This is a genomic window from Paenibacillus pedocola (genome assembly GCF_031599675.1).
GTDB lineage: Bacteria > Bacillota > Bacilli > Paenibacillales > Paenibacillaceae > Paenibacillus_AQ > Paenibacillus_AQ pedocola.
Map to the genome: position 1 here is coordinate 987,114 of NZ_CP134223.1, position 16,584 is coordinate 1,003,697.

At 52.3% G+C, this 16,584-nt stretch carries 16 protein-coding genes; 13 read left to right on the plus strand and 3 right to left on the minus strand.

Annotated elements, in window-relative coordinates:
• The first annotated feature begins 163 nt into the window (after positions 1-163).
• A complete protein-coding gene (helD, locus tag QU597_RS04280; RefSeq protein WP_310831520.1) occupies positions 164-2,602 on the plus strand; it encodes an RNA polymerase recycling motor HelD in 2,439 nt (812 codons plus the stop codon).
• Positions 2,603-2,631: 29 nt separating this feature from the next.
• Here the strand turns inward: helD and QU597_RS04285 are convergent, their stop codons facing one another.
• Positions 2,632-3,435 (minus strand): AAC(3) family N-acetyltransferase, encoded by an 804-nt coding sequence (locus tag QU597_RS04285; protein ID WP_310831521.1) that lies wholly within the window; start codon positions 3,433-3,435, stop codon positions 2,632-2,634.
• 427 nt (positions 3,436-3,862) lie between these two features.
• Here QU597_RS04285 and QU597_RS04290 point away from each other — a divergent pair, with 427 nt between their 5' ends.
• The 7 genes from QU597_RS04290 (at position 3,863) to QU597_RS04320 (ending at position 10,494) form a co-directional block, all read left to right on the plus strand.
• Complete coding sequence (locus tag QU597_RS04290) at positions 3,863-4,816, plus strand: family 43 glycosylhydrolase (RefSeq protein WP_310831522.1); 954 nt, start codon at positions 3,863-3,865, stop codon at positions 4,814-4,816.
• A gap of 217 nt (positions 4,817-5,033) precedes the next feature.
• Positions 5,034-5,459, plus strand: a complete 426-nt coding sequence (locus tag QU597_RS04295) for a Na-translocating system protein MpsC family protein (RefSeq protein ID WP_310831523.1) — start codon at positions 5,034-5,036, stop codon at positions 5,457-5,459.
• A gap of 107 nt (positions 5,460-5,566) precedes the next feature.
• Positions 5,567-6,352 (plus strand): ABC transporter ATP-binding protein, encoded by a 786-nt coding sequence (locus QU597_RS04300; RefSeq protein WP_310831524.1) that lies wholly within the window; start codon positions 5,567-5,569, stop codon positions 6,350-6,352.
• A 45-nt stretch (positions 6,353-6,397) separates the two neighbouring features.
• On the plus strand, positions 6,398-7,285 hold the full coding sequence (locus tag QU597_RS04305) for an ABC transporter permease (protein ID WP_310831525.1): 888 nt from the start codon (positions 6,398-6,400) through the stop codon (positions 7,283-7,285).
• Positions 7,286-7,333: 48 nt separating this feature from the next.
• Positions 7,334-8,374 carry an ABC transporter substrate-binding protein gene (locus tag QU597_RS04310; RefSeq protein WP_370656251.1) on the plus strand — a complete coding sequence of 347 codons (1,041 nt, stop codon included), beginning with the start codon at positions 7,334-7,336 and terminating at the stop codon, positions 8,372-8,374.
• Between the two features lie 36 nt (positions 8,375-8,410).
• Positions 8,411-9,049, plus strand: a complete 639-nt coding sequence (locus QU597_RS04315; RefSeq protein WP_054938917.1) for a cysteine hydrolase family protein — start codon at positions 8,411-8,413, stop codon at positions 9,047-9,049.
• Positions 9,050-9,099: 50 nt separating this feature from the next.
• The gene (locus QU597_RS04320) at positions 9,100-10,494 is read left to right on the plus strand and encodes an MFS transporter (RefSeq protein ID WP_310831528.1); all 1,395 of its coding nucleotides are present in this window, start codon (positions 9,100-9,102) and stop codon (positions 10,492-10,494) included.
• On the opposite strand, the gene thyX is transcribed toward QU597_RS04320, so the two are convergent.
• Positions 10,495-11,196, minus strand: coding sequence for an FAD-dependent thymidylate synthase (thyX, locus tag QU597_RS04325; RefSeq protein WP_310831529.1), 702 nt, complete (start codon positions 11,194-11,196; stop codon positions 10,495-10,497).
• Between the two features lie 173 nt (positions 11,197-11,369).
• Between thyX and QU597_RS04330 the strand changes: the two genes are divergently transcribed.
• The 3 genes from QU597_RS04330 (at position 11,370) to QU597_RS04340 (ending at position 13,800) form a co-directional block, all read left to right on the plus strand.
• Positions 11,370-11,879 (plus strand): NUDIX hydrolase, encoded by a 510-nt coding sequence (locus QU597_RS04330; protein ID WP_310831530.1) that lies wholly within the window; start codon positions 11,370-11,372, stop codon positions 11,877-11,879.
• 66 nt (positions 11,880-11,945) lie between these two features.
• Positions 11,946-12,794 carry a GNAT family N-acetyltransferase gene (locus tag QU597_RS04335; RefSeq protein ID WP_310831532.1) on the plus strand — a complete coding sequence of 283 codons (849 nt, stop codon included), beginning with the start codon at positions 11,946-11,948 and terminating at the stop codon, positions 12,792-12,794.
• Positions 12,795-12,822: 28 nt separating this feature from the next.
• Positions 12,823-13,800, plus strand: coding sequence for a phosphotransferase (locus QU597_RS04340; protein WP_310831533.1), 978 nt, complete (start codon positions 12,823-12,825; stop codon positions 13,798-13,800).
• 70 nt (positions 13,801-13,870) lie between these two features.
• Here QU597_RS04340 and QU597_RS04345 read toward each other — a convergent pair whose 3' ends face one another.
• Positions 13,871-14,623, minus strand: a complete 753-nt coding sequence (locus QU597_RS04345) for an SDR family NAD(P)-dependent oxidoreductase (RefSeq protein WP_310831534.1) — start codon at positions 14,621-14,623, stop codon at positions 13,871-13,873.
• A 148-nt stretch (positions 14,624-14,771) separates the two neighbouring features.
• Between QU597_RS04345 and aroB the strand changes: the two genes are divergently transcribed.
• Both aroB and QU597_RS04355 read left to right on the plus strand, forming a co-directional pair.
• Entirely contained in the window at positions 14,772-15,911 is a 1,140-nt protein-coding gene (gene aroB / locus QU597_RS04350; protein ID WP_310831535.1) for a 3-dehydroquinate synthase, read from the plus strand.
• A gap of 289 nt (positions 15,912-16,200) precedes the next feature.
• Positions 16,201-16,521 (plus strand): DUF6468 domain-containing protein, encoded by a 321-nt coding sequence (locus QU597_RS04355; protein WP_310831536.1) that lies wholly within the window; start codon positions 16,201-16,203, stop codon positions 16,519-16,521.
• Positions 16,522-16,584: the final 63 nt, after the last annotated feature.

Below are 16,584 nucleotides of genomic sequence, written 5' to 3' on the forward strand. Positions count from 1 at the left end.
ACAAAAAGACGGTATGATATAGTTAAATACGTATCGGTTTTTTAGATCGAAAATCTCATAAGTATTGCATCTTATTTACATCTTAATCTTACCATGGGGATTAAGGGTTTGTCAAACTTTCTTTTTGATCCCGATTAGACTGAAAAGGAGCGTGTTCAGGAGAATGATTAACGCGAATGATTGGCAGCAGGAACAAGACCGGCTGGAGCTGGTTGAAGAAAGGCTGCAGGCGGCAATCAAGGGGTTGGAGCCGGAGGTAACCGGGCTGCACGAGCAGGCGGCGGATATCCGCAAGCGGTTCTGGGAGGAAGTTACGGTCAATACCAGCACCCATGAAGATTTCGAAGAGACCTTCTATAGTATCAGGCAGCAGGAGGCGATGCTGTCTGAACGGGAACGGAGTCACCGGCTTCGGCTGCAGCGCTACAGAAGCATGCAGCGGCTGTTGCCGTCCCCCTATTTCGGACGGATTGATTTTCGTGAGGAGGGCTCCAGCAGCAGTGAGCAAATATTCATCGGTGTAGCCTCATTCGCCGATGACGATGGCATGAGCTTTCTGGTATACGACTGGCGGACGCCTATTGCAAGCATGTACTACGATTATTCCCCCGGGGCAGCTGCTTACGAAACGCCGGGTGGATCAATCACGGGCGAGATGACGTTGAAGCGGCAGTATCAGATCCGCGGCGCACAGCTCCACAATGTGTTCGATACGAGCCTGACGATCGGCGATGAATTGCTTCAACAGGTGCTCGGTAAAGGTGCAGACTCACAAATGAAGAGCATCGTGGCGACGATTCAGAAGGAGCAAAATGCTATTATCCGTGACGACAAGAGCCGTATGCTCATCGTGCAGGGGGCGGCCGGAAGCGGCAAGACGTCCGCTGCGCTGCAGAGGGTAGCTTATCTGCTTTATAAACACCGCGGCCGGATCAGGGCCGATCAGATCGTGCTTTTCTCGCCGAATCCGATGTTTAACAGCTATGTATCCACAGTGCTTCCCGAGCTGGGTGAGGAAAACATGCAGCAGACGACCTTTCAGGAATATCTTGCTCACTGGCTGGGCTCGGCGTTTCGGCTGGAAGACCCGTTCGAGCAGATTGAATATGCCATGAATCCGGAGTCTGCCTCCGGGTATGAAGCACGGATGAGCGGGATGCGGTACAAGGCTTCGGAAGATTTCCTTCAGGCTCTCCAGCACTACGCATTGTGGCTCGGGAATGAAGGTATGTTATTCCGCAGTATCCGTTTCCGGGACCGCGAGCTGATTGCCGCAGAGCAGATGAAATTGCAGTTTTACAGCTACGACCGCTCCATCCGCCTGGCTAACCGAGTTGTACTGCTGCAGGAATGGCTGCTGCGGGAGCTGGCTTCGCTTGAGCTTAAGGAGCAGGAAGAGCCATGGGTTCAGGATGAGCTTGATTATCTCGACAACGAGCAATATGCCGAAGCTTACAGCGCCTTGCTCAAGAAAGTTCAGCGGGAGACCGTCGTCTTTGATTTTACTCAGGAGTACGTGGAGCAATATGGAGACCTTCGCGGACAGGAGCAGGGAGAAGAGAATGTCTTCGACTTCGGCCTTCAGCAAGAAGAACTGCTGCAGCGGATGATCGTGAAGGAACATTTCAAACCGCTGAAACGGGAAATTAAACGGTTCATGTTCGTAGATGTGACTGGGCTCTATAGCCAGTTGTTTGGAGAGGAGGCAGCTTACCGGATGATGACGGATGAGGCCGGGGTGCCTGATCATTGGACTGAAATCTGCAGGCAGACGAAAGAGAAGCTGGAGCGCAGCGAGCTTTTCTATGAGGATGCAACCCCGTTCCTGTATTTAAAAGAACTCTTGGAGGGTGTACGGACGAACACAGTGGTCAGGCATTTGTTTGTCGATGAAGGCCAGGATTATTCGCCGTTCCAATATGCCTATCTCAAACGGCTGTTTCCCCGCGCGCGAATGACCGTGCTGGGCGATTTCGGCCAGGCGATTTTTCCCCAGGCCACGAATCTGCATGAGGCGGATTCCTCGCTGATCCGGCTGCATGGCGAAGAAGACACAAACCTGATCCGGCTTGTCCGGAGCTACCGATCAACACGGGAGATTGTTGAATTTACGAAGTCTATGCTGCCAGGCGAAGAGATCGTGCCGTTCGACAGACACGGCAGTAAGCCGTGTCTCACGCAGACCGGCGGGATCGCCGCGCGGGCGGAACGGATCCTTGAAGATGTCGCAGCACTCCAGGCAGAGGGCTACGACTCCATCGCCATCATTACGAAGACCGCTGCCGAAAGCTGCGAGGCCTATGAAGCATTGAAGGCGCAAAGCCCAGGGGAAATACGGCTTATTACCAAGGAGACTCTTACCTTTGAAAAAGGGACACTGGTTATTCCCGCTTATCTTGCCAAGGGAGTAGAATTCGACGCTGTGCTCATCTATGATGCTTCTTCGCAGACGTATCACAGGGAGAGCGAGCGGAAGCTGTTTTATACCGCATGCACTCGGGCAATGCACCGTTTAATGCTGTACACCACAGCGGACTGGACACCTTATCTCCAGGCAGCGGATGCTTCGTTGTATGATGTAGGTTCTTTGGCACGTATATAATCATTCTCTGCCTTGGAATCCTCAAAGATTTAAGTCCGATGCCGCTCCATCCAGGCCGTTGCCCAGTCGACGAGCGGACGCTGTTCCAGCAGCCGGACCTCAGCGTTGCCGATGCGATGAACCGGAAGCTTCATTTCCTCCTCGTAGGCGGTTCCTAACCGGACAAAATCGCTGTCATCCACGGCCTGGGTGGGGTAGGTGATCCACTCCCGCTTCCCGTCTAGCATAACTGCGCTGCTCTCATAGACCGTTTGTTTGCCGGGGAAGGAAGCGCGGGTCTCCGCTAAATGCAGTGAAGTGTTCTTGTCATGGCCGACACCGACCAGGAGCACGGAGCCGTTCAAGCGGTAGAGCTTATCCAAGGGAGAGCCCTCGCCAAAAATATTGCTCAGATCGTGATTCTCCGTAAGGTAGGACGCATGTTTGCCAACCGCTGCGACAGAACGGGCAGGATGATCCGATCTTTGGGCTCCCGGCCATTTGCGGAGCATTTCGGCGGCAACACCCATGCCAATGGCCGGGGTAACCTCTTTATCATACGCCGGCCAATGCTCCCGGATGACGGGCCACCATTCTGCAGGCGCTTCCCAATGCACACCGGTAGCGGGATCGAGATTCTTCCACGTCTGGGATGGCATCATTAAGGTGCCCTCAGGTCCGACGATTTCCAGAAGGGCCCGGATAAGAGTCTCCGCTCCGCCAACGACAAACCCCAGCTTGCTGAGAGAGGTATGCACAAGCAGGTGCTGTCCTTCTTTGACTCCACAGCTTTTGAATTGACTGATTAACTCTTCCCTGGTAAAAATAGCTCTTGGTTCTTGCTCCATACTCATCTTTACCTCACCTTTCATAGCCTCAAAATATCTATACAAAAAGACAACCCCGCAGCAGTCTGCGGGGTTGTCTTCGGATAGTCTGAAGAACATTGCCCTTCGGTTAATATGATTAGATTATATCATTCAGCTCTGTTACGGATGACAAAAAGTTCATTTTTCAGCATGTTATTTCCAAAGCAAGCTATGGATTGAAACTTTACTTTTTATAAATGTGAAATAAAACTTCCGGGCCGCGCTTGTTTTGATTCGATGCTAAGAGTGCGCAGGAAGAGCAATTTTAACGAAAGCTGATATTAGTGCGAAGAAAAATAAGTTCGGAAAAGATATTTACAATGTAAGCGATATCACATTTTGGACAAGGAGAGGTTTAGTATAATTTATTGTGAATAAATTCATACATCAATTAATCAAAGGAGCGTGGGAAATGATTAAATCCAGGAAAAGAGTTTTCGTACTGCTGCTGTCTGTCTTCCTAATTTTTTCGACCGTATTTCCTGCAAGTGCAGCAACATGGACATTAACGGGAGACACGAATGTTCATGATCCGGCGTACATCAAAGAAGGCAATACCCATTGGGTATTCAGCACAGGCTCCGGGCTTCAGGTACTCTTTTCAACGAATGGTACCAACTATGTCCGCTCATTACCGATTTTCACCTCAGAACCCTCCTGGTGGGATACTTATGTTCCGAATCACGTAGAGCTCGATGTCTGGGCACCGGATATTTTCTATTATAACGGCAAGTATTATTTGTATTATTCAATCTCAACGTTTGGTTCCAGAGTTTCCGCGATTGGACTGGTAACAACCTCATCGATCTCCGGGGGAGTATGGACGGACCAAGGAATGGTTATCAGTTCCACGGATGCCTCCAATTACAATGCCATCGACCCTAATATTACTGCGGATGCCAACGGGAATTTGTGGATGGTCTTCGGTTCCTGGAGTAATGGAATATATGTTACCTCTATCAGCAAAACAACCATGAAGCCGACGGGCAATTCCTACCGGATCGCAACGAAGTCCGGGGGGATTGAGGGAGCGAATCTTGTCTATAACAGCAGCACTGGCTACTACTATTTGTTCGTATCCATCGGAGTGTGCTGTCAGGGCACCAGCAGCACTTACAAGGTTGCAGTCGGCCGGTCAACCAGTGTCCTTGGACCGTATTATGCCAAGGATGGTACGGCGATGAAGGATGGCGGCGCAACAGTAATCGACAGCGGCAACAGCAGCTGGGTGGGGCCGGGCGGCCAGGATGTCTACGGCACGGGTGTGATTGCCCGCCATTCCTATAGTGTTGCGGAGAACGGTGCTCCCAAGCTGCTGATAAGCGATTTGTATTGGGATTCCTCAGGCTGGCCGTACTACAACTGATCCTTTGAACATATCGGCTATCTAGAATGAAGCCGCAAGCTAGAAGTGTTTTTTGCTTCTTTCTGCTTGCGGCTCTTGTGTTATTTATGTCATATTTCATAACATTTAAAGTGTTTTTCTACCTGGATGTCATTTATTCTTACGTATTAGATGTTGACAACTCTATCAATTTATCTATAATGATGTATAAGTAATAGGCGATTATGGATTATCCAGAATGTTAGTCAGATATTATAACATCATCAATAGCTATGAAGGAGTGATCGCTATGATCGCTTCCGCCGGACAATGGAAACAGGATATTCTAAGGATTTACAACGAAATCAATAAGAGGTTATTCAACGCCGGTGTTAAGCAGCAGAAGGTTGATTTTGTCGGAAACAAGATTATTATCTTATCCATTAACAGCCGGGTCCCTGTACTGAAGGTGCTGGATACCCATGATGCTGCGGCCAGCCGCGGGATTAATCTGGTGCTGCATGAAGTGTTCAAGACTCAGATTAAGCAGGCTTTTATGGATGAGTTTCAATTGAATATCAAAGCCGTTCTTAAAGATTATGATGTGGAGACCGAGTATTCCGGTACGATCATAATTTTGGAGAAAGACTTGGAGCATTACCTGAACGTTACGTTGGAACTCTGAAAGTGGGAGAGCCGACCTGCCGTCAGTTTTCAGACATTAGCCCTGGGGCTGTGTCTAAAACTGGCGGCTTTTTGTTTATCAATCCAAATCCGGGAGGGTCCAAAAAAATGAAAACGAAGATTGAAATTGCCGGTGTAAGCAAGTGGTTCCGCCGTGACGGGCAAGAGATCATCGCGATGCAGGAAACGAATCTTACCATTGAAGAGGGCAGGTTTGTCAGTATTATCGGTCCCAGCGGCTGCGGAAAATCCACCCTGTTCAACATCATCGCCGGACTGATGCCTCCATCAACCGGCCGGGTGCTGGCGGATGGAGAGGATATAATCGGGAAAACCGGGCATGTCGGCTACATGCTGCAGAAGGATATGCTGCTGCCCTGGCGGACCATTCTGGACAATATTATTCTCGGGATGGAAATTCGCGGCGTGCCGCGCAAGGAGGCGGTTGCCCGGGCCCAGCCGCTGATGGACCGCTACGGGCTGAAGGGCTTTGGCGGCCATTATCCTGCGGAGCTGTCGGGCGGCATGCGGCAGCGGGCGGCGCTCCTCCGTACACTGCTGTATGACCGGGACATTATTTTGCTGGATGAGCCGTTCGGGGCGCTTGATGCCCAGACCCGGCTGACGATGCAGAACTGGCTGCTGGAGATTTGGGAGGATTTCCGCAAGACGGTGCTGTTTGTTACGCATGACATTGATGAAGCCATCTACCTGTCAGACGACATCTATGTCTTCTCCGGGCGTCCGGGACGGATTATTTCGAAGATTTCTGTGGACATGCCGAGGCCCCGACATCAGGAGGATACCGTATCAGCTTCCTTTATGGAGCTGAAAGCCCATCTGCTTGCTCTGCTGTCAGGGGGCCATGAGGAATCGGCGGCGCATATTTCTTGAGAAACAGTAAGGCCAAGCTAATCAAACTTTGAGGAGGAGAACCGGATGGAGAGTGTGCAAAAGAAAGGGTACGTCATTCACAAGCTGGAGGCGTCCGGGAATAGTGCGCTGAAAACGGAAAAAAGGCAGGCAGAGCCGTTCATTCAGGACGAAGAGGCGCTGGCCCGCCGTAATAAGCGGATCATCAGTCTCGGACGATTGTCTGTAGCAGTCCTTATAGTGCTCTGCTGGGAGCTGTTTACACGGATCGGCTGGATGGATGCTTATTACTGGAGCAGTCCTGTCCGCATTCTGAATACCACGTGGACCCAGATTACAGAAGGGACGCTGCTAGAGGATGTTGCGTATACCTCGAGTTCGACCATTCTTGGGTTCATAGGCGGCACTCTGCTGGGTTCACTGCTCGGCCTTTCCTTCTGGTGGTCGCGCAGATTTGCCGGAATCAGCGAACCCTTCCTGATCCTGCTGAACGCCATGCCCAAGCTGGCGCTGGCACCTGTACTGGTTATACTGCTGGGCATCGGGTTCTTCTCGAAGGTGGCGCTCGCTTTTGCCATGACGGTGGTGGTTGCAGCGCTGTCTGCGCACAGCGGGGTGCAGAGTGTGGACAAGGATATGGAGAAGCTCATGTACTCTCTTGGGGCCAAACGGCATCAGGTTTTTACGAAGGTCGTCATTCCCTGGGCGATGCCCTGGATGATCAGCAGCCTGCGGATTAATATCGCCCTCTCGCTGGCCGGGGCAATTGTCGGAGAATTCATCGCTTCCAGCCACGGGATCGGCCGCATGGTCATTTATGCCGGGACGATTCTCGATATCAATCTTGTCTGGGTGGGCGTTGTGGTCTTATCGGTGCTGTCCATGGTGATGTATACAGGCGTTGTGCTGCTGGAGAAATGGCTGTCTAAAGGGTACGGAATGAAGAAGGTGTAAGGCGGATAGAACGATTTTTAAGAAAAAGGGGAGAAACTACTCATGAACATGAAAAAAGTAAAGCTGTCTGCCGTCCTGACGCTGGTCTCCGCGATAATTCTGCTTTCAGGCTGCGGTTCTAAAAGCAACACCGGTGCCGAAGCCGCTGCCGCCGAAACGGAAGGGCTGAAGAAGTTGGTCATTTCCGAGCCTTTGCACTACACCGGCTATCTGCCGCTTTATGTGGCCCAGCGCGAGGGGTATTTTGCAGAAGAAGGACTGGAGATAGAGATGCTGCAGGCGGCCGGGGGCACACATGTGACTTCGGTGGTCAGCGGAGATGCCTGGGGTGTAATCGGCGGGCCGGAATCGAATGCACTGGCGAATATCGGCAACTCCGACCCGATTGTTTCAGTGAGCAATGTTGTGAACCGTGCAAATGTATATCTGATGGCTAAAAAGGGAACGGCTCCGGTAAGCGCTTCGGATGAAGACCTGAAGGCGTTTCTCCAGGATAAAAAGATAAATGCCGGCCGGCATGGCGGAACACCGAACCTGCTGACCCAATATCTGCTGCTGGAGCTGGGGCTTGATCCGCAGAAGGATGTGCGGCTGCTGGAGCCGGCGGACGGCTCAACCGTGGTGGCAATGGTTCAGCAGGGCGCGGCAGATATAGCCAACGGCGCCGAACCGCAGATCAGCGACGGGATCGATAAAGGCGTATGGGACGAGCCATTTTACAAATTCCATGACCTGGGCGATTATGCATATTCCGTGCTGAGTGTGAAGAAATCCACGCTGGAGAAGGACCCGGAAACGGTCCAGAAGGTGGTTAACGCTGTAGTCAAAGCCCTCAAAACGATTCAAAAGGACAAAGAACTGGCGATGGAGGTGCTGAAGGCGGAGTTCCCGACGCTCTCTGCTGCATCGGCGCAGGCGGCGCTTGACCGGGCTTATGCAGACCAGCTGTGGAGTCCGGACGGAATCATTTCGCAGGAAGCGCTGGATAAAGATATGAACGTCATGATCAAGACCGGGATTTATAAAGGGGAATATACGTATGACGGGCTTGTCGATATGCAGTTTGTAAAGAAGACGGCAGGGAACTGACAGGCGGATGGCCTATTAAACAATGAGGTGACGAGAATGGAATTGACAGCAGATTTAATTATGCCGGAGAAAAGCGCGCTGATCATCGTAGATGTACAGAATGATTACTGCCACCCGGAGGGTGAGCTTGCCGCACGCGGAAATGATGTGGCAGGAGTCAAAGCGATGATGCCGCAGCTGCATGGCCTGATCGCCGCGGCGAGGGCGCATGGGGTTCCGGTTATTTATATCCAGACCTTTCATGAGAAAGCGACCGATTCACCGGTGTGGACCTCGCGTTCCGGGCGCGGTTCGCTCGGAGTCTGCCGCCGTGGGAGCTGGGGGGCTGAATTTTTTGAGATCGCTCCGCTTCCCGAGGATATTGTGGTCAATAAACACCGGTACAGCGCTTTTATCAATACCCGGCTCGATTCCGTCCTGCGCTCGCAGCGGATAGAGACCCTGATCATGACGGGAGTCAGCACCAATGTATGTGTAGAATCGACGGCCCGGGACGGCTTCATGCTGGACTACCACATTGTAATGGTCGAGGATGCCTGCGCGTCCTACTCCCGGGCGGCGCATGAGATGACGCTGGAGAATATGAAGGGTTATTTCGGAGTGGTTGCTTCAGCCGCGGAAGTGGAAGACAACTGGAATATCTGGCATCAGACCGCGCTACAAAACATCCTATGAGTTTCTCGGTCACGACGTCCAGTCGGCCGGCGAACCTTCCGGCGGTTAAGGTGGTCATCTGCCTGGGTGCTTTTCTGTCCAACCTTTCTGCCGGAATGTTTAATATCGCACTTGTCGATATTGCGGATGACCTGCAGATTCCGGTGGCTTCGGCACAGTGGATAGTTAGCATTTATCTGCTTGTTATTTCTGTGCTGCTTCCAGTGATGGGCAGGCTGGGGGATATGCTTGGCCGCCGCAAGGTGCATAACTTGGGCTTACTCGCATTCGCCCTGGGGGCGCTCGGCTGTGCGCTGGCTCCGAATGCTGTGCTGCTCCTGGGGTTTCGGGTAATTCAGGGCATAGGTGCCTCGATGTATCAGGCCACCAATATGGCGCTTATCGTTTCCGTGTTCCCCAAAGAGCAGAGGGGGAGAGCGCTGGGGCTGATGAGCACATTTGTTGCCGCAGGCTCAATGGCAGGTCCGGGGCTCGGCGGCTTCCTAATCCAGTGGTTCTCCTGGGAGAGCAATTTCTGGTTACTGGCCGCTGTCGCAGGTGCAGTAGGTCTGCTCGCTCAAAGGCTGATTCCCCGGGACACGGAAACCGCTGGAGGCAGGCTGGATCCTGGCCGGGCCGTATGGTTTGCCATCGGTCTGTCCTCGCTGATGATCGCTGTCGATCTCGGCGGACGTTCCTCCTTCCTGTCCCTGCCGGTGCTGCTGCTGTTCGCAGCTTCAGCCGGTACGGCAGCTGCTTATGCCGCCCATGTACGCGCGTCCCGACTGGGAAACGGGGGCGGCCACCATCCTATGGAGGATGCCGATGCAGCCGTTCCCGGACGAAAGCTATTTGCTGACCGGAACTTTGCCGCCGGCATTGCCATAACGGTCATCACCTATATGGCGGCATTCGCCGCACAGCTTGCCTTGCCCTCGCTGCTGCGGCTGTCCGGTTCCGAGCCTGCCTGGGTCGGGCTGATCATGATGGGGTATCCGCTGGCGCTGGTAGTGACGGCGCCAGTCAGCGGCAGCTTTGCTGACCGCAAAGGGCCTGCAGGGATTCTGGCCGCAGGGCTTCTGCTTATGAGCGTCACGCTGCTGGCTCTGGCCTTTAGCGCTTCCTTGTTGAGTGCAGTGATGATGGTTCTGCCCGTTGTACTGCTGGGCTGCTCGATGGGGATGATTACCTCGCCCAATACGAGCCTTGTCATGGGACTTGCTGCCAAGCCTCAGCTTGGCATGGTCAGCAGCCTGCTGGCCTTGTCCCGAAATATCGGGATGATGTTCGGCACAGCCGCCGGCGGACTGGTAATAGGGGCCGGAGCTGCCGGGCAAGGCCGGACGTACATGGCGGTGTTTCTTGTCTGTGCGGCGGGTGTGGGGATTTTCTGTGCCTGGCTGCTGTATTCCTTTCGCCGCAGCGGCAACTATATGCAATCTTTCCGCACAGCTGATAAGGAGTAGCTAGCGTGATAACAGTTCTTCAGCAGTTACCGGGAATAATGTCTTCACCATGCTGAGTATGGCTTTGGCATAATCCTGAATTTCCTTCTGGGCGTCATGCTCCAGCCGCTGATGGAGAAAGTGGGCAGCGGATTGCAGCGAAGCTGTCCAATACCAGCGGACATAAAGTCCGTAAGCAGGAAGAAACAGCCTTGCCTGTTCGGCGCAGATGCCGTCCGACAAGGCTGCTTCGTATTTTTGCATGCCGAGTTCGGTGTAGTCCATCAGCTCCTTTGTGTATTTCTCTCCAAGCTCCCAGGAGATCAGGCTGCCGCTGCCCTGCTTGGAATTCTCCGGTGCACTCCGCCACTCCCCGCCCGAAGGCAGATAAAAGGCAGGTTCCTCCGTAATATACCTGCGGCTGGATTCATTCCAGGCCTCCAGACTGTCACCGGTGCCTTCATAATGGGCCGAGCCCACCACATACTTCCACCACTGCCTCGCTACCATCAGCGGAGCATAGATTTCAAACTGGATTACAGCATGCCTAAAGGGTGAAGTATGTCCTTCCCGGGCCAGAAACTGAATCAGCCGGATGTCTTTTTCACTCAGTTCATCTGATTGTTTGGCATAGGAGACCCGCGCCGCATTCACAACGGTCAGATCGCTGCCCATATGATTAACCAGCCGGACATATCCTTTATCGAGCACATTGATTAACATGTAATGACCTCCAATGGATTAAGCTTCTACACTTATTCACCCGTCAGGGTCAAATTCCCTGCAATATCATAATTTGTCACCGTCTATTCAGATTTTGCATGGTATAATTTTCCTGTGCGTTGTTGTGATATGGGATATAGCATAGTGTTTATCCGTGACTGGAGTGATTAAGTATGCTGCTCAGACAAATGGCCGTTGCTTTTTTATTTAATGAAGCGGGGGAAGTGTTATTTCTGCAAAAAAAGTCCGCAAGCCGGTTTCTTGGCGGATATCTGGTCCCTATCGGAGGGCATCTGGAGGACGGGGAATACAATGATCCGAGGCGTGCCTGCATAAGAGAGATTGAAGAAGAGACAGGATTAACGGAGCAGGCGGTCCGCGGCCTGACACTTCGATACATCGTTAACCGGAACAAGGGTGATCAGGAAATCCGTGTACAATACGTGTATATGGGAAGTGTACCTGCAGACAGCGGACTGGTGGAAAGTGAGGAAGGAGAGCTGCTGTGGATAAATAACAGCAAGCTTGCCGAGCTGGAAGTGACCGCGTCTACGAGAGCCATTATGGAGCATTATCTGGAGACAGGAATACATAACAAGCAGATTTATACGGGAACGATGTACCCGCTGCAGGGGGAACCTGCGGTGGGCTGGAATGTGCTTAAAGACTGGGAAGGCAAGTGATGATGGGGAATTAAGTTGTCTACCGGACGATCATCAGAAAATAATGGATAAGGGGCAACCGGAGTGATGGATGAACGTGATACCCGGATTTTGCAGCTGATTTCGCTGATTTCCACCGGGGCTGTGAAATATGTCCGGTCCGCCTTCGCAAGAGAGGCTGTTCCGGTTCTGTATTATGGGGATTCAGGCGCCAATCAGGGCGTGTTCTGTGTGGCGGAGGATGAAGGCTGTGTGATTGCCTACGCGGCATTCAGGAAGTACGATGAGCCGGATGTGCTGCTGGAAGTAATGAAGCAGAAGATTAGCCTTTATTTGCAGGCAAGTGAGCAGCGGGAGATCTGCTTTAATGTATATGGAAGCAATACGGAAATTGTTCAATTTGTGCGGGGGTTAGGCTTCGTGTCCGATTTGGAAGGATATCAGCTGCAGTATGTGAATGACCGGCCGGTTTATGCCGAAGAGGCCTCCTTGCTCCAGGAACAGGGATTTACACCGGATATGCTGGAGCCGTTCATTGCTTTATTTGATACAGCCTACGAGCAGCTGAGCCTTGAGAACGGCTGGAGGACGGATAGATACCGGAGGGAGCCTGAAGTGTTTTTGCGGATGCTGGAGGGGTATGAAGCTTCTGGACAGGTACGCTCATTTTGGCTGCAGGACAGCTTGGCAGGCGCGTATATTACAGATGGCGCGTATATCCGCGATCTTGTCGTTGCCCCAGAATTTCAGAATTGCGGGTATGGCAGGACTATCCTGCAGCGCTGTGTGAATCACATGAGGAGCAGGACGGAAGGAGGTAACATCTATTTACGGGTAGCGGAGAGCAATGTGGGAGCCAAAAGATTTTACGAACGTAATCAGTTTGTTGCTATAGCAAGGTTTGCTGAACATACCTATCGCCGGCAGGAGCAGTAAGCACAATTTAAATAAGGAAGAGCGCCTTATGGATATGAGCAATAGCAGAAGGATTGACTTGATTAAAGATACCGTATATTGCTTTGTTTGTCCTGAAGCGGAGGTGCTGAGCGTAGAGAGCGTACCGATGCATGCAGGGTCCCGGGCCGTTGAGCTGATGCGCAACAAGGTAAGGCTGCAGCGAAAAGCAGGAATAAAGACGGGTCCGGATGCGGCCGAGGAGGTCTCGCTTGTTACGAAACAGGCTACTTTTGTGGAGCGTTCGGCACTTTCGCGGCTGTTCTCACAGGCTGCCAATGTTCCCTTCAGCCTGTCGGGCCAGCCTTTGCATGAAGGGCGAAGCCTGCTGTGCATTGAGGACGTGGACTACCGGACGGATTACGGCAAGCTGGATATAACTGCGCTCCAGGAAAAGGAATTGCGGGCGCTGGCTTATATTCATTACGCCAATCTGGGCTGTACTTGTGACCTGCCCTGGCTGCCGAAGGTGGATGAAGATTACATTGCCAAATGCATCAATGAATGGTGGAGACCTTCCTGGGAGCGTGCCAAGGAGAACCCCGTCTTTGCTGATACGTTCGGGACGGAGATCATCTCCAGGATTGAGGATATTGCCGGACGGATCGTGGAAGACATGGCACCTGTGATTTATGATGAAAGCACCTATACGATGATCCATAATGATCTGAATCCGGGCAACGTTCTGGTGAAGGGCAATAATAAAGTTTATTTCATTGACTGGGAAGAGGCGAGGTACGGTTCGCTGTTCATGGACATCCCCATGCGCTGCGGGAATCTGCAGCAAGCCGGAGATTACCGCAGATATCTTGAATCTCTAGGCTACGGCATTGCGGATCAGCATTTTACCGAACGTTTTGCTGTGGCCTCCCGGTACCTGGGCCTCCGGTTCATGTGCTGGAACTTAGGCGTATGGCAGCAGAATGAACAAGCCAGGAACGGCCTGCTCCAATACATGGAGATGGTAACGCGTCCTTTATTCAGTTAATACAAAAGAAGACCGCGGACAGATAAATATCCGTCTGTGGTCTGCTTTTGATAATATGAACGAATTTTCTTTAGATGATATATGGTGTTGCGTTCATCGTTTCTGCCAGGGCCACAGCTGCTTCCAGCGTCATGCCGGCAAAGGCTTGAGCGTGGAGGAAACGTCCGCTTTTCTTGTCGTCCACAAAGGCGCCGACAGCAATTCCCGGGATGACGCTTTCGACCGGACTGGTGGCATTCGGGCCGCCGAGATCGGTGCGGCACCAGCCCGGATCCGTTAAGCTGAGGATGACATCGGTTCCATCCAGCCGGGAAGCCAAATCTTTAGTGAATTTATCCAGCGCCGCTTTACTGGCCGCATAACCCGCCTGCTCCGGCTCATTTTTAATGCCGCTGGTTGTATTGATGACCCGTCCGAAGCCGCGCCCGATCATCTGAGGAATAAAACGGTTACATATCGTTGCAATAGAAATGAAGTTAATCCGGAAGCTCTGCTCAAAATCCTCCACCGGCGTATTCCAGTAATCGGTTCTGTAGGCAATTTGTACAGCCGCATTATTAAAGACAATATCTACGGGGGTGCCTTTGCCTTCAATTTCATCCAGCATGGCGACCACTTCTTCGTGATTGGCCAGCTCGGCCTGCACACAGTAGACATCAACACCGAGTGCCCGTACCTCTTGTTCCACTTTTGCCGTATGGGCAAGTTCCCTGCTATGGAGAATAAGATTGCAGCCTTGTCCGGCCATAAATAGTGCAGTCTGATAACCGACGCCTCTGCTTGCCCCTGTAATCAGGGCCCATTTGCCTTGTACATTTACCACAAGTATCTCTCCTTATATTGACCGATTAACTGAATATATAAGAATTAATAGCCTTACAAAATCCAGTATTTCAAAAGCAAGTGTAGCACAGTATACGGCACTATGGATCTATCAAAAATAGACTAAATGAGGAAAAGGGGTTTTTGCCATGTCCCAACGTTTCCAGGTTGAGCTGAAAAAGCTAGTCGACAACTCTTACGAGATTGAGATCGGCGAAAAGCTGTTCCCGTCGCTGATCCGTGATTTACAGGAGGGACTTGTGCCGGGTGTGAGCAAATTTGCAATTATTACAGATTCCTCCGTTGAGCCGTTATATGGCCAGCCCCTGCTTGCACTGCTCCGGCAGAACGGTTTTGTAGCTGAGCTGTTTGCGTTTCCGGCCGGGGAGCCATCCAAAACCCGTGAAACCAAGGCGCTTCTGGAGGATCAGCTGCTGAGCCATTCCTACGGACGGGATTGCTGTATCATAGCAGTCGGCGGCGGTGCGGTAACGGATCTGGCCGGCTTCCTGGCCGGGACGTTCGGCCGGGGAGTGCCGAGCCTGAACTATGCAACAACGCTGCTGGCAGCAGCCGATGCTTCCGTTGGCGGCAAAACAGGCGTGAACACGCCGGTCGCCACCAATCTGATCGGTGTATTTCATCAGCCGCGCAAAGTGTACATTGATCTCGCAGCCTGGCGAACGCTCCCTGTCCGTGAGTTCAGAAGCGGTCTGGCGGAGACGATCAAGCATGCCTGTCTGGCTGACGCGAAGTTTTTTGAGTATTTGGAGGATCATATCGGTAAAATCGTTTCACCGGCCGGGGAGCTGATCCTCGACCCTGAGACATGCGAACAGATTGCGCTGCACAACTGCCGGATCAAATACGAAGTAGTGGAGCAGGACGAGCATGAGAGTAATCTGCGGCAGATCCTGAACCTTGGTCATACGGCCGGTAGAGCGCTGGAAGCGGTCAGCGGCTATGCGCTGCTGCATGGGGAAGCCGTTGCGGTCGGTCTGGTGATTCAAGCGAAGCTGGGAGTGAAGCTGGGGTATATGACCGGAGAACAGGCTGAGCGTGTCGCAGCACTGCTGCGAAGAGCGGGACTCCCGACGGAGATTCCGGACGCCATTACAAACCGGATGCTGTTGGACAAAATGTACACAGATAAAAAAGTGCGCAGCGGCCGGATCCGCTTCGTCTTCCAGGACGGCATCGGGGCAATGAAGCGTTTTGCAGATGGTTCCTATTCTACTCCGGTGGAGGAAACGACGATTATGGAGCTGCTGGAAGAGATCCGCGGCTGAGCCTTTTTATCGGGTGAATCCTCCTGCCCTTATCCGGGTAAGTATGAGTAAAGGATAACTGTATAAGCTGAACTAAGTGCCACCCAAAGGTAAAAGCAGCGGAGGGGAAGTTTGGAACTGTAGGAGCGAATGCGTCCGCCTTTAGGTCTGGATTTCTACCGCGATTCGCGGTTGAATTCAGGAAATCCAAACCTAACAGTGGCCGGAAGTCCAAACATTCCCCGCAGTCGCGTACTGCGCCGGAGTGATAAATCTATAGTTTAGCTTATAAAGGAAGGGGATACGACGCATGGGCAACCCGATTAAGGAATTTAAGAACAGTCTCGACGGCCTGAAGCGGTCGCTGGATGGCGTGAAGCAGTCAGTAGACGGCTTGAAGGAACCGGTGGATGAAGTGAAGGCCAACATTCAAGAGACCGTCGATGAGGCGAAGACGCGCTCGGATAGCGTGAAAATGCAATTTAGACGGATGAAGGCCTCGGTGCAGGAGACTAAGGCGGTGCTGGGCGAGGTCAGGGAGACAATTTCGGCAGCTGGTGACGTTCTCTACACACAGAAGCGCCATAGAAGATTGCTCAGCCGGCGGAAGAAAGCGAAAACGATCGGATAAAGGGTGACGCTCCAATCTATAGCGATCAACCATAACGCAGAGAAGCGATTCCCCATAACGGAA

Coding starts and splice junctions, on each gene's coding strand:
- helD (WP_310831520.1), top strand. CDS start 164: ATGATTAACGCGAATGATTGGCAGCAGGAACAAGACCGGCTGGAGCTG.
- QU597_RS04285 (WP_310831521.1), bottom strand. CDS start 3,435: ATGAGTATGGAGCAAGAACCAAGAGCTATTTTTACCAGGGAAGAGTTA.
- QU597_RS04290 (WP_310831522.1), top strand. CDS start 3,863: ATGATTAAATCCAGGAAAAGAGTTTTCGTACTGCTGCTGTCTGTCTTC.
- QU597_RS04295 (WP_310831523.1), top strand. CDS start 5,034: ATGTTAGTCAGATATTATAACATCATCAATAGCTATGAAGGAGTGATC.
- QU597_RS04300 (WP_310831524.1), top strand. CDS start 5,567: ATGAAAACGAAGATTGAAATTGCCGGTGTAAGCAAGTGGTTCCGCCGT.
- QU597_RS04305 (WP_310831525.1), top strand. CDS start 6,398: ATGGAGAGTGTGCAAAAGAAAGGGTACGTCATTCACAAGCTGGAGGCG.
- QU597_RS04310 (WP_370656251.1), top strand. CDS start 7,334: ATGAAAAAAGTAAAGCTGTCTGCCGTCCTGACGCTGGTCTCCGCGATA.
- QU597_RS04315 (WP_054938917.1), top strand. CDS start 8,411: ATGGAATTGACAGCAGATTTAATTATGCCGGAGAAAAGCGCGCTGATC.
- thyX (WP_310831529.1), bottom strand. CDS start 11,196: ATGTTAATCAATGTGCTCGATAAAGGATATGTCCGGCTGGTTAATCAT.
- QU597_RS04330 (WP_310831530.1), top strand. CDS start 11,370: ATGCTGCTCAGACAAATGGCCGTTGCTTTTTTATTTAATGAAGCGGGG.
- QU597_RS04335 (WP_310831532.1), top strand. CDS start 11,946: ATGGATGAACGTGATACCCGGATTTTGCAGCTGATTTCGCTGATTTCC.
- QU597_RS04340 (WP_310831533.1), top strand. CDS start 12,823: ATGGATATGAGCAATAGCAGAAGGATTGACTTGATTAAAGATACCGTA.
- aroB (WP_310831535.1), top strand. CDS start 14,772: ATGTCCCAACGTTTCCAGGTTGAGCTGAAAAAGCTAGTCGACAACTCT.
- QU597_RS04355 (WP_310831536.1), top strand. CDS start 16,201: ATGGGCAACCCGATTAAGGAATTTAAGAACAGTCTCGACGGCCTGAAG.